The following is an 18318-nucleotide window of genomic DNA, read 5'->3' on the forward strand; positions in this document are numbered from 1 at the left end:
GCTGACAGATACTAATAGATCGAGGACTTAACCACATTTGATTGCTTTGTAATTCTTCTTCTGCATTATCTAGTTTTGAGGGAACAAAAACCTCATCTAAATAGTCTGGTGGCGATAGCGAGAAGGTCACACCCGTTCCCATACCGAACACGGAAGTTAAGCTTCTCAGCGCCGATGGTAGTTGGGGGCTCTCCCCCTGTGAGAGTAGGACGCTGCCGGGCGAAACGAAGAACAGTCTGCATGACTGTTCTTTTTTTATGCTTTTTTAGTGAAATGGAGAGATTTTTAATAAGAAAATTGCTCTTAAGCGGAAATGAGTGGCCAGGTAGGCGAATGAGAAGGGTTTTTGAAGGGGAGAATAGACGATTCAATCGCGAATTTAATTAATTCTCCCAATAATCTACCGAATTTACTATTTATTTACCGAATAGGCCGAGTAATTTACCGAATTCCAATGGTATTTTACCATTTGTCCAAGAAACATCAATTCACCTTCACCATTTATTTCACCAACCGCACTTAACCCGCCCAACTCAGCCAAAGCCCCAGCAAAGCCCCAATAAAGCCGCCAGCAAAGCCGCCAGCTAACCCTCCTGCTTACTTAATAACCGAAACCATCCTGCAGTCCCTGACTTCTAATCCCCCGGAAAAAACTCTGCGTCCTTCCTCCAGCTTCCCTCCATTTCCCTGCCCACGCTATCCGCAGCAGCGTTTTATCATGAGCCAAATAGGTTAACATAACAAAAAGATCCTTTTATTTTTTCTAAGTGGTTCGCAAATGCAGATTTCTCTTGTACAATAGGGATTTACGTTGAATTAAGGCCGAGGCTTGGAGGAGGTTTATTTTTTGCTTGAAAATAGTTTAGTGATGGTTGCCATCATACTTGTCATTAATATTGTATACGTCTCCTTTTTTACGATCAGGATGATCCTTACGCTGAAAGGGCAGCGTTATTTGGCGGCTTTTATCAGCATGATCGAAGTGGTCATTTATGTAATCGGACTGGGGCTTGTACTCGATAATCTGGATCAGATTCAGAATTTGATTGCATATGCTGTGGGCTACGGAATCGGCGTTGTTGTCGGTATGAAAATCGAGGAGAAGCTTGCTCTTGGATATATAACGGTTAATGTAATAACAAAAGAATATGATAAAGATGTTCCCAGGGTATTGAGGGAAAAAGGGTATGGCGTAACGAACTGGGCTGCCAATGGGCTGGAGGGCGACCGGATGGCTATGCAGATCCTGACGCCGAGGAAATATGAGCTTAAGCTTTACCAGACGATCAAGGAGCTTGATCCTAAAGCATTCATTATTGCCTATGAGCCTAAGACGATCCATGGCGGCTTCTGGGTGAAATCTGTCAGGAAAGGAAAATTGTATTCATGAGCAAGGAAAAGAAAAAGAAGCAGTTTGAAGTCCTTGAAAATGAGACGATTGGCCAATGCCTGGACCGTATAGCAAAGGAAGGCTATGTTCCGGTAAGAAGGACGGAGAAGCCGATATTTAAAGAAGTCAAGACCGGGGGCTCGGTCACTTATGAGCCGGCAGGACGGCAAATAGTCTTTGAAGCAAAAAAGGAAGAGTGAAACACGAACATTATTCTATTCTCAATCCTTATTGTTCGAATAGTGGTTGACACCCCCATAGGATAGTTGGTAAGATGTTGTTAGATAAGATTACAATTAAAATTATATTTATATAAAGATTTACCCTTATATAATAATGGGGATATGGCCCATAAGTTTCTACCTGGCTGCCGTAAATGGCCGGACTATAAGGGAAAGATGATATGACCGGTTCAAGGGTCTGCTTTCTTGTGTGTATGAGGAGCTTTCCTTTATTATCCGAGCCCGGACAGATTACTTTCTCTATTAGTGAAAAGTAACTGTCCGGGCTTTTTATTTTGAGGAAGATTAAATTTTCTGTTGGGGGAGAGGCATATGCAAGTGGCTGTTATTATGGGAAGCAAATCTGACTGGGATACGATGAAGCACACATGCGGCATGTTGGATAAGCTTGAGATTTCTTATGAAAAGCAGGTCGTTTCTGCCCATCGAACCCCGGATTTGATGTTCCGGTTTGCAGAAGAAGCAAGGGACCGCGGGATAAAAGTGATCATTGCGGGGGCTGGAGGGGCAGCTCACTTGCCAGGGATGGTGGCAGCGAAAACGACATTGCCGGTCATTGGCGTGCCAGTCCAATCCAAGGCGCTTAATGGACTCGATTCGCTGCTGTCCATTGTTCAAATGCCAGGAGGTGTTCCTGTAGCTACAGTGGCTATCGGAAAGGCAGGTGCAGTCAATGCGGCCCTCCTTGCTGCACAGATGCTGGGAGCATTTGACCAAAACATTGCAGGCAGGATAGAGGACTTGAGGCTGCACACAAAACAGGAAGTAATGGAGAGCAGTGATGAACTTGTCTAAACAAACCATTTTGCCTGGACAGACGATAGGAATCATCGGAGGCGGACAGCTGGGGAGAATGATGGCATTGGCGGCAAAGGCTCAGGGATTCAGGATTGCCGTTCTTGATCCGGCACCGGATTCTCCCTGCGGCCAGGTGGCGGACCGGCAGATAGTCGGCGGCTACGATAACCTGCTGTGTATAAAGGAGCTTGCTGAGGCGAGCGATGTGATCACTTATGAATTTGAAAATATCAATGCCGAGGCGCTTGACTGGCTGACCAGCCATGCCTATGTTCCACAGGGGTCTGAACTGCTCCGCATAACGCAGGACCGCCTGACGGAGAAAGAAGCGATCGAACGGGCAGGGGCAAAGGTTGCGCCTTACGCCCGCATCGAAAAGACGGCCGATATTTATGATAATATAGAGAAGCTTGATTTTCCTGCGGTACTAAAGACGGCACGCGGCGGCTATGATGGCAAAGGGCAATATGTGATCCGGTCAAAAGACGATATTCCTGAGGCTGCAGAGCTGCTTGAAAAAGGAATCTGTGTCCTGGAAAAGTGGATCTCTTTTCAAAAGGAAATCTCTGTGATCATTGCAAGAAACCCTGATGGGGAGACAGCTGTTTTTCCAGTAGGAGAGAATATTCATAAGGATAATATCCTGCATGAAACCATTGTACCGGCCCATATCAGCGAGAGTGCTGCACGCAAGGCTGAGGACTTGGCCAAAAGAATCGGCAAAGCGCTTGGGCTGGTTGGTACGCTTGCAGTGGAGATGTTTCTCTCTGACGGCGATGAGATTTACATAAATGAATTGGCCCCAAGGCCGCATAACTCAGGCCATTATACAATCGAGGCCTGTGAAACGTCGCAGTTTGAGCAGCATATCAGGGCAGTGTGCAATTGGCCGCTTGGAAGCACAAGGCTATTAAATCCGGCAGTTATGGTCAACATATTAGGAGAGCACCAGTCAGATGTGATCAGGGCGATACCGGGCCTGAAGGATTGGAAGATCCATCTGTATGGGAAGGATGAACCTAAGCATAAGCGGAAAATGGGGCATGCAACCCTTTTACGGCCGACAGCGGCAGAATCGCTTGCCGAGATAGACCGCAGCGGAATATGGAGCAAAGCAAAAGAAGGTATGGAGGTTTTACGATGATTGGACGTTATACAAGACCTGAAATGGGAGCGATATGGACAGAGGAAAATCGCTTTAAGGCCTGGCTGGAAGTAGAGATCCTTGCTTGTGAAGCATGGGCGGAGCTCGGGGATATCCCAAAAGAAGATGTGCAGAAAATCCGTGAGAATGCTTCATTCGATATCGAACGCATCAATGAAATTGAGCAGGAGACGCGCCATGACGTAGTGGCATTCACCCGTGCGGTTTCAGAAACGCTCGGTGAAGAGCGGAAATGGGTGCATTATGGCCTTACTTCCACGGATGTAGTGGACACAGCTCTTTCCTACCTGATCAAGCAGGCTAACAGCATCCTTCTTCAGGACTTGGAGAACTTCGTTGAAATTTTAAAGAATAAAGCAAAAGAACATAAATACACAGTCATGATGGGACGCACGCACGGTGTTCATGCAGAGCCGACAACTTTCGGGCTGAAGCTGGCTTTATGGTATGAGGAAATGAAGCGGAACCTGGAGCGCTTCAAGCAGGCCGCTTCCGGCGTTGAATTCGGGAAGATGTCCGGTGCTGTAGGAACTTACGCCAATATTAACCCCTTTGTGGAAAGCTATGTATGCGAAAAACTTGGCCTCCAGCCGGCTCCGATTTCGACACAGACACTTCAGCGTGACCGCCATGCCCACTATATGGCCGCCATCTCGCTGATTGCGACTTCCATCGAGAAGTTTGCTGTTGAAATCCGCGGACTGCAAAAGAGTGAAACACGTGAAGTGGAGGAGTTCTTTGCGAAAGGGCAGAAAGGGTCTTCTGCCATGCCGCATAAACGCAATCCAATCGGATCTGAGAATATGACAGGCCTTGCACGCGTAATCCGCGGCCATATGCTGACTGCCTATGAAAATGTGCCGTTATGGCATGAGCGTGATATTTCACACTCTTCGGCAGAGCGGATTATTCTTCCGGATGCAACGATTGCCCTGAATTATATGCTGAACCGATTTGGGAATATCGTTAAGAATCTCACTGTGTTCCCGGAGAACATGAAGAGAAATATGGACCGAACCCTTGGCCTCATCTATTCTCAGCGCGTGCTGCTTGCTCTAATTGATAAAGGCATGGCCCGCGAAGAGGCATATGACGTTGTCCAGCCGAGGGCGATGGAGGCATGGGAGAAGCAGGTAGCGTTCAAATCGCTGGTGGAAGCTGATGAAACGATTTCTTCCAGGCTGTCTGCTGAGGAAATTGAAGACTGCTTCGATTACAACTATCACATCAAGCATGTGGACACTATTTTTGACCGTCTAGGCTTATAAAATCCGGGGGCTTCGGTCCCCTTTTATCAGGAAGATTCCCAATATTCTTACCAAGGAGGCTCTGCCATGGAAAAGAGAGCGCAACTATATGAAGGCAAGGCGAAAAAGGTATATCTGACCGATGATGAAAATATTGTCTGGCTTGAATATAAAGATTCTGCAACTGCATTCAACGGGGAGAAAAAAGCAGAGATTGCCGGTAAAGGCCGTTTGAATAACGAGATTACAAGTCTGCTGTTTTCAGAGCTTCATAAAAAGGGCATCAGTTCTCATTTTATTGAGAAGGTTTCAGCAACTGAGCAGCTTGTACAAAAAGTCGAGATTATTCCTATTGAAGTGGTTGTAAGGAATGTGGCTGCTGGAAGCATGGCAAAAAGGCTCGGAATGGAAGAAGGGGCTCTTTTGAAAAAAACGCTTGTGGAGTTTTATTTGAAGGATGACAGTCTGGGCGATCCGATCATGACTGATGATCATGTGATTGAGCTTGAGCTTGCTTCTCCTGAAGAAGCTGCCCTGCTGAAGAGAAAAGCGCTTGAGGTTAATGCATTTTTATCAAGCTTCTTTAAGGAAATGGGCATTCGTCTCATTGACTTTAAGCTTGAGTTCGGAAAAAATGCTGCCGGCGATATTCTGCTGGCAGATGAAATCTCTCCTGATACTTGCCGCCTTTGGGATATGGAGACAAATGCGAAGCTTGATAAGGATGTATTCCGCCGTGATCTGGGAAGCTTAACAGATGCCTATGAAAATATTTTAACGAGATTGGGAGGACGCCAGCATGTATAAAGTAAAGGTGTATATCACATTAAGAGAAAGTGTATTGGATCCACAGGGGACGGTTGTAAAAGGGTCGCTCCATTCTTTGGACTTCAATGAAGTTCAGGACGTCCGGATTGGGAAATATATGGAGCTGACGATCGATAAGACTGATCGTGACATCGATGCGGCTGTAAAAGAAATGTGTGAGCGCCTGCTGGCCAATATAGTGATTGAGGATTACCGCTACGAGATCGAGGAGTGTGTTGCACTGTGAGGTTTGCAGTCATCGTTTTTCCAGGCTCCAATTGTGATATTGATATGTTCCATGCGATCCAGGATGAGCTCGGGGAGCAGGCAGAATACGTATGGCATGATACAGAAAGCCTTGATGACTATGATGCGATCCTTCTGCCTGGAGGTTTCTCTTATGGAGATTATCTCCGTTCCGGCGCGATCGCCCGCTTCAGCAAGGTGATGAAGGCCGTGATCAAAGCAGCAGAGGAAGGAAAACCGGTCCTTGGTGTCTGCAATGGATTCCAGATACTCCTTGAAACCGGCCTGCTGCCAGGAGCGATGCGCAGGAATGAAAGCCTGAAATTTATGTGCCGGCCCGTTCAGCTGCAGGTAGCGAATAATCAAACGATCTTCTCTTCCGCCTATCAACAGGGCGAAGAAATCACTATCCCAATCGCACATGGAGAAGGCAATTATTACTGCGATGAAGCCACACTAAAATCACTTAAAGATAATAATAGGATCGTATTCACATACAGCGGCGAGAATCCGAATGGAAGCCTTGGGGACATCGCCGGAATCATCAATGAAAAAGGTAATGTCCTTGGCATGATGCCGCACCCTGAAAGGGCCGTCGACCAGCTATTGGGCGGTGCCGATGGACTGAAGCTTTTCCAATCAATCGTCAAACAATGGAGGGAATCTTATGCCGTTAATGCTTGAGCCAAGCCCGCAGCAGATTGTAACAGAGAAAGTCTACAAAGAGATGGGATTGACGGATCAGGAATTTGCAATGGTTGAGGACATCCTTGGCAGATTGCCGAATTACACAGAGCTCGGATTGTTTTCCGTCATGTGGTCAGAGCATTGCAGTTACAAAAATTCCAAGCCGGTCCTGAAAAAATTCCCGGTCAAAGGCGAGCGCGTCCTGCAGGGCCCTGGGGAAGGAGCTGGCATCGTTGACATCGGAGACGGCCAGGCAGTTGTATTTAAAATTGAAAGCCATAACCACCCATCTGCAATCGAGCCTTACCAGGGAGCGGCAACGGGTGTGGGCGGCATTATCCGGGATGTATTTTCAATGGGAGCAAGACCGATCGCTCTCCTTAACTCTCTTCGCTTTGGAGAGCTGGATTCTCCTCGCGTTCGGTACCTTTTTAAAGAAGTAGTGGCAGGCATTGCCGGCTACGGAAACTGCATCGGCATTCCGACTGTCGGGGGCGAAGTGCAGTTTGATGCTTCCTATGAAGGCAACCCTCTTGTCAATGCCATGTGCGTCGGGCTGATCGATCATAAAGATATAAAAAAAGGCCAGGCGCATGGAGTCGGAAATACGGTTATGTATGTTGGTGCAAAGACAGGCCGCGATGGTATCCACGGCGCGACCTTTGCTTCAGAGGAACTGACAGAGCAGTCTGAAGAAAAGCGCCCTGCCGTCCAGGTCGGCGATCCGTTCATGGAGAAGCTGCTGCTTGAGGCATGCCTTGAGCTGGTTAAGAACGACGCGCTTGTAGGCATCCAGGACATGGGGGCAGCCGGGCTGACAAGCTCTTCTGCCGAAATGGCCAGCAAAGCAGGCTCCGGCATCGAGATGAATCTTGATCTTGTCCCGCAGAGGGAAACGGGCATGACTGCCTATGAAATGATGCTGTCTGAATCACAGGAGCGTATGCTGATTGTCGTCCAAAAAGGGCGTGAGCAGGAAATCGTTGATCTTTTTTCAAAATATGAACTTGAAGCCGTGGCGATCGGCCGGGTGACAGATGATAAAATGCTGCGCCTCCTACATAAAGGGGAAGTGGTGGCAGACGTTCCGGCTGATGCACTTGCCGAGGAAGCGCCTGTATACCACAAGCCTTCACGCGAGCCTGAGTATTTCCGTGAATTCCAGGCTATGGAGACGGAAATTCCGGCAGCAGGGAATGCAGGGGAAACTCTGATGCGCCTGCTGCAGCAGCCTACCATTGCAAGCAAGGAATGGGTCTATGACCAATATGACTATATGGTTCGCACGAGCACAGTTGTTTCTCCAGGTTCTGATGCGGCGGTCGTAAGAATCCGCGGAACGCGCAAGGCGCTTGCCATGACAACCGACTGCAATTCGCGTTATCTGTATTTGGATCCTGAAACAGGCGGAAAGATTGCCGTGGCTGAAGCAGCAAGGAATATTATTGCATCCGGTGCCGAACCGCTTGCCATTACAGACTGCCTGAACTTCGGCAATCCGGAAAAGCCTGAGATCTTCTGGCAGCTGGAAAAAGCAGCAGACGGCATGAGCAGTGCCTGCCTTGCCCTGAATACGCCGGTTATCGGCGGAAACGTGTCACTATATAACGAAACCAACGGTACAGCCGTCTATCCAACACCAGTAGTCGGGATGGTCGGACTTGTAGAAGATGTTGACCATATTACAACCCAGAGCTTCAAGCAGGCTGGCGATCTAATTTATCTTCTCGGAGAAACAAAGGCCGAGTTTGGCGGCAGCGAGCTGCAAAAGCTTGTTCACGGCGAGATATTCGGAAAAGCACCGGAGCTTGACCTGGAAAAAGAAGCACGGAATCAGGAGCAGGTGCTAAAAGCCATCCGTGCGGGGCTTGTCTCTTCCGCTCATGACCTGGCAGAAGGCGGACTTGCAGTTGCAGCTGCTGAGAGCGTGATAGGCTCTGAGGGACTTGGCGCTTTAATCCGCATTTCAGGAGACGAGACCAGCGCACTATTCAGTGAATCACAGTCCCGCTTCCTCCTCACTGTTAAAAAGGAAGATCAGCAGGCATTTGAAAGCATGACTGATGCGATTCTGGTCGGCGAGGTGACAGACGAGCCTGTACTTGAAGTCCACTCTGACAGCGGTCTGGTTATGAAAGAACAAACTGAAGTTCTGAAATCAGCCTGGAAAGGAGCAATCCCATGCTTGCTGAAATAAGAGGCCTGAACGAAGAATGCGGAATCTTTGGTGTCTGGGGGCATGAAAATGCCGCCCAGATCACCTATTACGGCCTTCACAGCCTGCAGCACCGCGGCCAGGAAGGTACAGGGATGGTCGTGACAGACGGGAAAAAGCTGAAGGGTCTGAAAGGTGAAGGACTTGTTGCGGAAATATTCACCGAGGATGCCATGGAGGCAATGGACGGAAAGTCGGCCATCGGTCATGTCCGCTATGCAACAGCAGGCGGCGGCGGATATGAAAATGTCCAGCCTCTTCTGTTTAACTCACAAAACGGCGGCCTGGCACTTGCTCATAATGGCAATCTGGTAAATGCCACTGCATTGAAAAATCAGCTTGAAGGACAGGGAAGCATCTTCCAGACCAGCTCAGATACAGAGGTGCTGGCCCATCTGATCAAGCGCGGCGGTTTTTCAGCCTTAAAGGACCGGGTTAAAACGGCCCTTTCCATGGTAAAGGGCGCATATGCATTTCTGATCATGACAGAAACCGAATTGATGGTGGCGCTTGACCCGAATGGCATGCGGCCGCTATCGCTCGCCAAGCTTGGCGATGCCTATGTGGTAGCTTCCGAGACCTGTGCATTTGATGTGGTCGGGGCAGAATTCATCAGGGATGTTCTTCCTGGCGAGCTCTTGATCATTGATGATGAAGGCTTCCGTTCCGAGATGTTTGCGGTTGCCTCAACGACAGCCATGTGCACGATGGAATATGTTTATTTCTCAAGGCCTGACAGCAATATCAACGGCATCAATGTCCATACGGCCCGTAAAAACCTTGGGAAGAAGCTGGCTGAAGAGTTTCCTTTTGAAGCAGATGTGGTGACAGGCGTGCCTGATTCAAGCATTTCAGCTGCCATCGGCTATGCAGAAGCATCCGGGATTCCTTATGAAATGGGGCTGATCAAGAATAGATATGTCGGCAGGACATTCATCCAGCCGTCCCAATCATTGAGGGAGCAGGGCGTCAAGATGAAGCTCTCCCCTGTGCGCGGCGTTGTCGAGGGCAAAAGGGTCATCATGGTCGATGATTCCATTGTCCGCGGCACAACAAGCAGAAGGATCGTCACCATGCTCCGCGAAGCAGGCGCGACTGAGGTTCATGTCGTGATCAGTTCACCGCCGATCAAGAACCCTTGCTTCTACGGGATCGATACATCGACACGGGAGGAATTGATTGCCTCCGAGCATTCTGTTGAAGAGATTCGGGAAATCATCGGGGCAGACACCCTTTCCTTTTTAAGCGCGGAAGGGATGATCGAAGCAATCGGCAGGACAGATTCGGGAGCATTGAAAGGCCAGTGCCTGGCATGCTTTACCGGGAACTATCCGACTGAAATCTATCCTTCTACCATTCATCCTTACGAAAAAGTCTAAGAAGCGGCATTCAGCAATGCTGCTTTTCTTTTCAAATAATCATGATAGAGGGGGAACTGTAATGGCTAATGCCTATAAGCAGGCTGGCGTCGATATAGAAGCAGGATATGAGGCGGTATCCAGGATGAAAAAGCATGTGCAGAGGACGCAGAGGGCTGGCGTAATGGGAGGCCTGGGCGGATTCGGCGGCATGTTTGATCTGTCAGTCCTGAACCTGAAGGAGCCGGTGCTGGTTTCAGGGACAGACGGGGTCGGCACAAAGCTTATGCTCGCGTTCATGATGGACCGGCATGATACAATCGGAGTGGATGCTGTTGCCATGTGCGTGAATGATATTGTCGTACAGGGCGCTGAACCGCTGTATTTCCTTGATTATATCGCATGCGGAAAAGCGGATCCGGCAAGGATTGAAGCAATCGTCAAAGGCATTGCAGACGGCTGCGAGCAGGCCGGCTGTGCGCTTGTTGGCGGAGAAACAGCCGAAATGCCCGGCATGTACAAAGAGGAAGAATATGATCTGGCCGGTTTTGCAGCAGGGGCATGTGAGAAGTCAGCGCTGATTGACGGGAGCACGATCAAGGAAGGCGATGTACTTGTCGGCCTTGCATCGAACGGGATCCACAGCAATGGGTATTCTCTTGTCAGAAAGATCCTGCTGGAGGATGCCGGCCTGATGCTGGACAGTTATCAGGAGGAACTTGGCTGCACATTGGGCGAGGAGCTTCTGAAGCCGACGCGGATTTATGTGAAGCCGGTGCTTGATGCGATGAAAAAATTCGACATCAAGGGATTGGCCCATATCACAGGCGGCGGATTCATTGAAAATCTTCCAAGAATGCTTCCAGAGGGGCTTGGAGCTGAAATTGATGAAAGCGGAAGGGAAATCCCGCCGGTATTCGCTCTTATGGAAAAGCTGGGCAATCTGGATCGCATGGAAATGTATAATATTTTTAATATGGGCACGGGAATGGCCGCGGCTGTCAGCCCGGAGCAGGCTGACATGCTCATCAGCCACCTGAATGCTTCAGGAGAAAAAGCCTACAGACTCGGGACGGTTAATAGGAAAGAAGGAATTCAAATTACCGTGTAAAACGGATTTCGGAGGTTCCCATGAAAAAGATAGCAGTATTTGCTTCCGGAAGCGGAACCAACTTTCAGGCTATAATAGATGCTGTAAAAAGCGGCGGACTGGATGCGGATATCCGGCTTTTGGTTTCTGACAGGCCGGGAGCTTATTGCCTGGAGAGGGCAGAAGCAAGTGGAGTGCCGAGCTTTTCCTTCCGTGCAAAAGAGTTTGAAAGCAAGCAGGCATATGAAGAGGAAATTCTCGTCAGGCTCAGGGAGTGCGGAGCTGAATTCATCATTCTGGCAGGATATATGAGGCTGATCGGTGAGGTTCTCCTTGCCGAATATGAGGGAAGGATTGTCAATATCCATCCTTCGCTTCTGCCCTCCTTTCCGGGAAAAGATGCCATCGGACAGGCACTCGCAGCCAGGGTGCCGATGAGCGGTGTAACGGTTCATTATGTGGATGCCGGAATGGACACAGGGCCGATCATTGCCCAGCAGTCTGTGAAGCTTGATGAAGCCGAGACGAGGGAGAGCCTGCAGGAAAAAATTCACCGGATCGAACACAGATTGTATCCTGCTACTTTGAAAAAGATATTTGCAGAAGATGCAGCAAGGATCAGCAGCAGTAAATAAGGACAGTCAACAGGAGGAATTCAAATTGAAAAAGCGAGCGTTAATCAGTGTGTCAGACAAAAACGGAATTGTCGATTTTGCCAAGGAGCTCGCCAGTCTTGGCTATGAGATCATATCAACGGGCGGCACAAAGAAAGCACTCCAGGAAAGCGGCGTTGATGTAATCGGGGTAAGCGACGTCACCGGATTCCCGGAAATTCTTGAAGGCCGCGTTAAGACTTTGAATCCGATGATTCATGGGGGCCTTTTGGCAAAATTCGATCAGCCCGGGCATCATGCCCAGATGGAGGAGCATGGAATTGATCCGATCAGCATCGTCTGTGTTAATCTGTATCCTTTCCAGCAGACTATCGCCAAGAGCGATGCATCAGTCGAGGATGCGATTGAAAACATTGATATCGGCGGACCTGCCATGCTGCGCGCATCTGCAAAAAATCACCAATATGTCACAGTGGTCATCGATCCCTCAGACTATGGAACCGTCCTTTCGGAACTCAATGAAAACGGTGAAACCCAGCCCGCAACACGCCGCAGGCTTGCAGCGAAGGTCTTCCGCCATACAGCTTCCTATGACAGTCTGATTGCTGAATATATGACTAAGCTTGCAGGTGAAGAGAATCCGGAAAAAATGACTGTTACATACGAATTGAAACAAACGCTGCGCTATGGCGAGAATCCTCATCAGAAGGCTGCTTTTTACCGGAAGCCCCTCGGCTCTGAATTTTCAATTGCCAATGCAGAGCAGCTTCATGGGAAAGAGCTTTCCTACAACAATATCAATGATGCAGAAGCTGCACTGCAGATCGTCAGGGAATTCAAGGATCCGGCTGCTGTTGCTGTGAAGCATATGAATCCTTGCGGCGTCGGAACGGGCAAAGATACTTATGATGCATTTACAAAAGCATTTGAAGCAGATCCTGTTTCCATCTTTGGGGGTATCATTGCGCTGAACCGGGAAGTGGATGCTGAAACTGCAAAGAAGCTCCATGAAATTTTCCTTGAAATTGTCATTGCTCCGTCCTATTCGGAAGAGGCGCTTGAAATATTGACAGGCAAAAAGAATATCCGCCTCCTGACCATCCCCTTTGACGTGGAAAAAAAGGAAGAGGCAAGGCTGACCAGCATAGAAGGGGGACTTCTCGTTCAGGAATATGACCGCTATTCCCTGGAGGATGCCACCGTTACTGTTGCAACCAGGAGAGAGCCGACAGAGGAAGAATGGGCGGCGTTAAAGCTTGGCTGGAAGGTTGTTAAGCATGTGAAGTCCAATGCGATTGTCGTAAATAACAAAGAGATGACTTTAGGCGTCGGAGCTGGACAGATGAATCGTGTCGGAGCGGCCAAAATCGCTCTGGAGCAAGCAGGTCACCGTGCAGAAGGAGCAGTGCTCGCTTCTGATGCGTTTTTCCCTATGGATGATACTGTTGAAGCGGCAGCCAAGGCAGGCATCACTGCCATCATCCAGCCTGGCGGCTCTATCAAGGATCAGGATTCTGTGAAAAAGGCAGACGAATATGGGATTGCGATGGTATTAACAGGAGTAAGGCATTTCAAACATTAATCAGGGAGCTGATGGATGGTGAACGTATTAGTCATCGGGCGCGGCGGCAGGGAGCACAGCATCTGCCGGAAAATGAGCGAAAGCCCGTCTGTGGATCAAGTGTATGCAGCACCAGGGAATCACGGAATGGCCGATTGTGCCATTCAGGTTCCGATAGATGAAATGAATTTTCCGGAGATAGCAGCCTTTGCAAAGGAAAATGAAATCGGACTGACAGTCATCGGTCCGGAGGCACCGCTTCAGGCAGGGCTGGCAGATTTCCTTGGCAGTCTGGGAATGAAGGTATTCGGCCCGAAAAAAGAGGCAGCTGTCATTGAAGGAAGCAAGTCCTTCGCCAAAGAGCTGATGGAGAAATACGATATCCCTACTGCAGAGTATCGGGCATTCACTGATTATGAAAAAGCCAGGAGCTATCTTATTGAAAAAGGGGCTCCCATCGTGATTAAAGCTGATGGGCTTGCGGCAGGCAAAGGAGTCACGGTCGCCATCACCCTCGATGAAGCCCAGCAGGCGCTGGAAGAAATGATGGTAGGTGCCCGGTTCGGGGAAGCCTCGGCGAAGGTAGTCATTGAAGAATTCCTTGAAGGGGAGGAATTCTCCCTGATGGCTTTTGTCAACGGAAGCACGGTGGTGCCGCTTGAAATTGCCCAGGACCATAAGCGGGCATATGATGGTGACCTTGGGCCGAACACAGGCGGGATGGGTGCCTATTCACCAGTCCCTCACATTGGCGATGCTGTGGTGGAGGAGGCCGTACGGACAATCCTTGAGCCGGCGGCAAAGGCGATGGAGCTCGAAGGCCGAAGCTTCTGCGGCGTGCTGTATGCAGGCCTGATCAATACAGGGCAGGGCCCGAAGGTCATCGAATTCAACGCGCGCTTCGGTGATCCGGAAACCCAGGCAGTGCTTCCCAGGATGAAGTCGGACCTGGCTGAAGCCATGCTGGCTGTGATTGATGGCGGGAAGCCGGAAATAGATTGGGATTCCCAATTTGTGCTTGGTGTCGTCGCTGCTTCCAAAGGCTATCCGGAGTCTTACGGAAAGGGAGACGTGCTGAAAGGGCTCAGTGAGCTGGATTCTTCCTTGTTTGTCTTCCATGCCGGCACAAAACAGAATGAAGACGGTGAGTTTGTGACTGATGGAGGACGGGTGCTTCTCGCCGGCGCCAGGGCCGAAAGCCTTTCAGAGGCGCAGGAAAAAGTCTATGCCGGGCTTGAAAAGCTTCAGTGCGACGGTGTTTTCTACCGCAGGGATATAGGCGGCAGGGCTATCGCGCGCCTTTCTTCCCGGACTTCCTTATAAAAGCGTAAAGAATTGCGACGATGCTGCCGATCAGGATGATCAGCACAAACGACATATCGGTAACATACTCAAGAAACATTCATATCATCTCCTTAAGATTCAAAAGCGGCAGGCACCTTTATACAGGTGTCCGCCGCTTTCTTTTTTCTCATTTAAGCGTGTTATTCTGCATCAGGGTCTTTTCAAGCATGGCCAGATCCTGATCGTTCAGGTCCTGTTTGCTCCCGCCAGCCTGGTGTTCATGATGCTTCTGTTCAGAATGATCTTTCCGGCTGCCGCTTTCATTCATCATATCCTGTCCGCGGTCAAGCATGGCTGTCACCGGACAATAGCGGACAATCCCTTCTGCCACCTTCATGGCCCCAAGCATAGCCATTACCAAATAAGAATCACGCCAAGGCATTTTTACCAGCTTCGCGGTGCTCCAGGAAAGGACGGTAAGACCGATGGTGATGCGGATAAGAGCATTCAAGATGCCGATGTTCTGCTTGATCTTCATGACTTCTGCACTCCTTCACAAAATTTTCAATTTCTTTACAATTCTTTAATGCGTTAAACAGTGAAATATGTTAGTATAGATAGAACAGCTCTGAAAGGGCTTTCTTTTTTAGAATCTGATCTTTTAAGATCTTTTTAAAATATAACTAAGCCGTCTCAGCGGCATCGTAAACGGAGGGGACATTGTTGCTCGAACAGCGGTATCGGTGGAAAAACAAACAAATTAGGGAACAGGTCTCCGTTCTGGATGGAAAGCTTGCCCCGACTATGCTTTTGAAAAATGCCACATACTTAAACCAAGTACTGAATAAATGGATTACCGCCAATATCTGGATCTATGACGACCGGATTGTCTATGTCGGAGAGAAGCTTCCCGCACGGACAGACGGCTGTGAAATCAGGGACTGTCATGGCGAATGGCTTGTTCCAGGCTATATTGAGCCCCATGCCCATCCATTTCAACTTTATAATCCCCATTCTCTGGCGGCCTATGCATCACAACTCGGCACAACGACACTCATCAATGATAATATGTCGCTTGTTTTGCAGATGGATAAAAAGAAAGCGTTTTCTTTATTGAGGGAGATGCGCAATATTCCTTCTACGATGTATTGGTGGTGCCGGTTTGATGCTCAGACAGAGATTCAAAATGAAGAACAGGCCTTCTCCCATGGAAACATCAAATCCTGGCTTGAACATGACGCCGTCCTGCAGGGCGGGGAACTCACAGGGTGGCCGCGGCTTTTGGACGGCGATGATATGATGCTTCACTGGATACAGGAAGCTAAACGGATGCGCAAGCAGATTGAAGGGCATTTCCCGGGTGCATCGGAAAAAACACTGGCGAAGATGATGCTCTTTGGCGCAGACTGCGACCATGAAGCGATGACAGGAAAAGAGGCTTATGACCGGCTCATGCATGGATATACGGTATCCCTTCGCCATTCCTCCATCAGGCCGGACCTGCCTAAGCTGCTGGAAGAAATTCATGAGCTGGGAATCAATATGTATGACCGGTTTATTTTTACGACGGATGGTTCGTCCGCTTCCTTTTACGAGCAAGGCATGATTGATCATATGATCAGGATTGCCATCGAAAAAGGGGTGCCTGTAATAGACGCTTATAATATGGGGACGATCAATCCCGCCCGCCATTATAACATCGACTATCTTCATGGCAATATCACGACAGGCAGAATTGCCAACATCAACTTCCTTGAAGATGAAAGAAACCCCACACCGGTTTCTGTCCTGGCGAAAGGCAAATGGGTCAAAAAGGACGGCAAAGAAGTGGAAGGTGCTTACGGCTGGAATACCTGGGAGGAACATGGCTTTGAAAAGCTGGACATTGACTGGAGCCTGACGGGTGATGATATGCAATTCTCCATGCCGTTTGGGATCAAAATGGAAAACGCAGTGATTACAAAACCGTATTCCATCTCCATTGATGTTTCCTATGAAGAGCTGTCAGAAGATCATGATGAATGCTTCTTCATGCTTGTTGACAGGAAGGGCAAATGGCGGATCAACACCATGCTGAAGGGCTTTGCCAGCAGGATTGGGGGCATGGCGAGCTCGTTCTCCAATACCGGGGATATCATCCTGATCGGGAAGAACAAACAGGATATGCTGACAGCCTTTGAACGGATCAAAATGCTCGGCGGAGGGATTGCGATTGCCGGAAATGGAACGATTGAATGCGAGGTCGAGCTCCCGCTGAATGGAGGGATGTCCGCAAAGGCCGTTCCAGACTTGATAGAGGATGAAAAGAAGCTGCTGAGGCTGCTCGAAGAAAAAGGGTACAGATTCGAGGACCCGATCTATTCGCTCCTCTTTTTCTCATCGACCCATCTTCCGTACATCCGGATCACTCAGCATGGAATGTATGATGTCATGAATAAAACGGTACTCTTTCCAACGATAATGCGTTAAAATATAAAAGAATAGACTATAAAGATAGATAGGGATCAACAGGGGTGAAAAAGATAAAGAAGTGGATGATGCTTTCAGCAGCAGTGCTGATGCTTATTTCAGGGTGCAGCAAGTCAAATGATGAGGCAGAGCCTGGAAAAGGGAATAATCAGGCTCCGGTTGAACAACCTTCCAAGGAAGACGAAGGACAGGAAACAGTGGCAGAATCGCCGTATGCCTTTCCGCTGACAGGGATTGGCACAGAGAAGGAAGCCGCTGGCCGTGCCGTCGCAGTGATGATCAATAACCATCCGGCTGCAAGACCGCAATCCGGACTTCCGGAAGCTGATATTGTTTATGAGCTTTTAGCGGAAGGGGATGTGACCAGGTTCCTGGCCATCTACCAAAGTGAACAGCCGGAGAAGATCGGTCCGGTCAGGAGTGCCCGTGATTATTACATCGAGCTTGCCAAAGCATATGATGGGCTTTATGTCTGCCACGGAAACAGCCCGGACGCGAAGGAGCTTATGGACAACGGCTATATCGACCATCTGAATGGTCTTTATTATGACGGAACCCTTTTTCAAAGGGCCGGTTTCCGCAAGGCGCCGCATAACTCGTATACCTCTTATGAAAATATTCTGAAGGGGGCAGCGGAAAAGGACTATGAAATGGAAGAAGCCCCCGGTCCCCTCAGCTTCATGACAGCTGAAGAAGCAGGGCAGCTCACAGGCGAAGAAGCAGAGAGTGCAACAGTTTCGTACCTTTCAAACGAAACATTCTCGAGCACCTATGAATACGACAGGAATCTAGATAAATACAAAAGATATTCCAATGGCGAACTGACCGCTGATTATGACAGCGGCGCCCCCGTCCTGATTGACAATATATTCATCATAGAAGCCTCCCACAAAATTGTTGACAGTGCAGGCAGGCGTAAGATTAACTTAACATCTGGGGGAAGAGGCTATCTTCTTCAGAAAGGCCTCCTCAGGGAAGTTGAGTGGAAAAATGAAAAAGGAAGGCTGCTACCTTATATTGATGGAAAGGAAGCACCGCTGGTCCGCGGAAAGACATGGATCAATGTTGTTCCATCAGACCCTGGCCTCGGCCAGGCAGTCAGCTTGAATGAATCTAATTAAATCTTAAAAAATATGGTTTAAATA

General features: G+C 49.0%; 18 protein-coding genes, 2 rRNA genes and 1 riboswitch (1 of these 21 running past the window's edge). Of the genes, 18 read left to right on the top strand and 2 right to left on the bottom strand.

The window, feature by feature from the left end; translation table 11 throughout:
- The 16 genes from N288_RS01575 to purD all read left to right on the top strand — a co-directional run.
- Positions 1-35, top strand: a 23S ribosomal RNA gene (locus tag N288_RS01575); it begins 2909 nt to the left of the window's first position.
- A 69-nt stretch (positions 36-104) separates the two neighbouring features.
- Positions 105-221, top strand: a 5S ribosomal RNA gene (gene rrf / locus N288_RS01580).
- A gap of 647 nt (positions 222-868) precedes the next feature.
- Positions 869-1390, top strand: a complete 522-nt coding sequence (locus N288_RS01585; RefSeq protein ID WP_165352696.1) for a DUF2179 domain-containing protein — start codon at positions 869-871, stop codon at positions 1388-1390.
- Entirely contained in the window at positions 1387-1590 is a 204-nt protein-coding gene (locus N288_RS01590) for an NETI motif-containing protein (protein ID WP_009792572.1), read from the top strand. Before N288_RS01585 ends, N288_RS01590 begins: the two co-directional genes overlap by 4 nt.
- A 106-nt stretch (positions 1591-1696) precedes the next feature.
- A riboswitch (purine riboswitch) is annotated at positions 1697-1798 on the top strand.
- Positions 1799-1944: 146 nt separating this feature from the next.
- Positions 1945-2427, top strand: coding sequence for a 5-(carboxyamino)imidazole ribonucleotide mutase (gene purE / locus N288_RS01595; RefSeq protein WP_009792571.1), 483 nt, complete (start codon positions 1945-1947; stop codon positions 2425-2427).
- The gene (gene purK, locus N288_RS01600) at positions 2414-3574 is read left to right on the top strand and encodes a 5-(carboxyamino)imidazole ribonucleotide synthase (protein WP_009792570.1); all 1161 of its coding nucleotides are present in this window, start codon (positions 2414-2416) and stop codon (positions 3572-3574) included. The genes purE and purK overlap by 14 nt, the downstream gene beginning before the upstream one ends.
- The gene (purB, locus tag N288_RS01605; protein WP_009792569.1) at positions 3571-4863 is read left to right on the top strand and encodes an adenylosuccinate lyase; all 1293 of its coding nucleotides are present in this window, start codon (positions 3571-3573) and stop codon (positions 4861-4863) included. The genes purK and purB overlap by 4 nt, the downstream gene beginning before the upstream one ends.
- Positions 4864-4929: 66 nt before the next feature.
- On the top strand, positions 4930-5649 hold the full coding sequence (gene purC / locus N288_RS01610) for a phosphoribosylaminoimidazolesuccinocarboxamide synthase (protein WP_009792568.1): 720 nt from the start codon (positions 4930-4932) through the stop codon (positions 5647-5649).
- Positions 5642-5896: a phosphoribosylformylglycinamidine synthase subunit PurS gene (gene purS / locus N288_RS01615; RefSeq protein WP_009792567.1), complete on the top strand. Its 255-nt coding sequence runs from the start codon at positions 5642-5644 to the stop codon at positions 5894-5896. The genes purC and purS overlap by 8 nt, the downstream gene beginning before the upstream one ends.
- On the top strand, positions 5893-6579 hold the full coding sequence (gene purQ, locus N288_RS01620) for a phosphoribosylformylglycinamidine synthase subunit PurQ (protein ID WP_009792566.1): 687 nt from the start codon (positions 5893-5895) through the stop codon (positions 6577-6579). The genes purS and purQ overlap by 4 nt, the downstream gene beginning before the upstream one ends.
- Positions 6563-8779 carry a phosphoribosylformylglycinamidine synthase subunit PurL gene (gene purL, locus N288_RS01625; RefSeq protein WP_009792565.1) on the top strand — a complete coding sequence of 739 codons (2217 nt, stop codon included), beginning with the start codon at positions 6563-6565 and terminating at the stop codon, positions 8777-8779. The genes purQ and purL overlap by 17 nt, the downstream gene beginning before the upstream one ends.
- Entirely contained in the window at positions 8764-10176 is a 1413-nt protein-coding gene (gene purF / locus N288_RS01630; RefSeq protein ID WP_009792564.1) for an amidophosphoribosyltransferase, read from the top strand. The genes purL and purF overlap by 16 nt, the downstream gene beginning before the upstream one ends.
- A 61-nt stretch (positions 10177-10237) precedes the next feature.
- The gene (gene purM / locus N288_RS01635; RefSeq protein WP_022543256.1) at positions 10238-11266 is read left to right on the top strand and encodes a phosphoribosylformylglycinamidine cyclo-ligase; all 1029 of its coding nucleotides are present in this window, start codon (positions 10238-10240) and stop codon (positions 11264-11266) included.
- 20 nt (positions 11267-11286) lie between these two features.
- On the top strand, positions 11287-11880 hold the full coding sequence (gene purN / locus N288_RS01640) for a phosphoribosylglycinamide formyltransferase (protein WP_009792560.1): 594 nt from the start codon (positions 11287-11289) through the stop codon (positions 11878-11880).
- 25 nt (positions 11881-11905) lie between these two features.
- Positions 11906-13441, top strand: a complete 1536-nt coding sequence (purH, locus tag N288_RS01645; RefSeq protein WP_009792559.1) for a bifunctional phosphoribosylaminoimidazolecarboxamide formyltransferase/IMP cyclohydrolase — start codon at positions 11906-11908, stop codon at positions 13439-13441.
- Positions 13442-13459: 18 nt separating this feature from the next.
- Entirely contained in the window at positions 13460-14743 is a 1284-nt protein-coding gene (gene purD, locus N288_RS01650; RefSeq protein ID WP_009792558.1) for a phosphoribosylamine--glycine ligase, read from the top strand.
- Here the strand turns inward: purD and N288_RS25760 are convergent.
- Both N288_RS25760 and N288_RS24480 read right to left on the bottom strand, forming a co-directional pair.
- Positions 14709-14822 (bottom strand): EYxxD motif small membrane protein, encoded by a 114-nt coding sequence (locus N288_RS25760; protein WP_323131897.1) that lies wholly within the window; start codon positions 14820-14822, stop codon positions 14709-14711. The genes purD and N288_RS25760 overlap by 35 nt on opposite strands.
- A gap of 69 nt (positions 14823-14891) precedes the next feature.
- Complete coding sequence (locus N288_RS24480; protein WP_009792556.1) at positions 14892-15242, bottom strand: YgaP family membrane protein; 351 nt, start codon at positions 15240-15242, stop codon at positions 14892-14894.
- Between the two features lie 185 nt (positions 15243-15427).
- Between N288_RS24480 and N288_RS01660 the strand changes: the two genes are divergently transcribed.
- Together N288_RS01660 and N288_RS01665 are read left to right on the top strand one after the other, a co-directional pair.
- A complete protein-coding gene (locus N288_RS01660; protein WP_022543258.1) occupies positions 15428-17173 on the top strand; it encodes an adenine deaminase C-terminal domain-containing protein in 1746 nt (581 codons plus the stop codon).
- 53 nt (positions 17174-17226) lie between these two features.
- Positions 17227-18294 (top strand): DUF3048 domain-containing protein, encoded by a 1068-nt coding sequence (locus N288_RS01665; protein ID WP_442852298.1) that lies wholly within the window; start codon positions 17227-17229, stop codon positions 18292-18294.
- Positions 18295-18318 lie beyond the last annotated feature (24 nt).

The organism is Bacillus infantis NRRL B-14911 (assembly GCF_000473245.1).
Taxonomy (GTDB): domain Bacteria; phylum Bacillota; class Bacilli; order Bacillales; family Cytobacillaceae; genus Bacillus_AB; species Bacillus_AB infantis.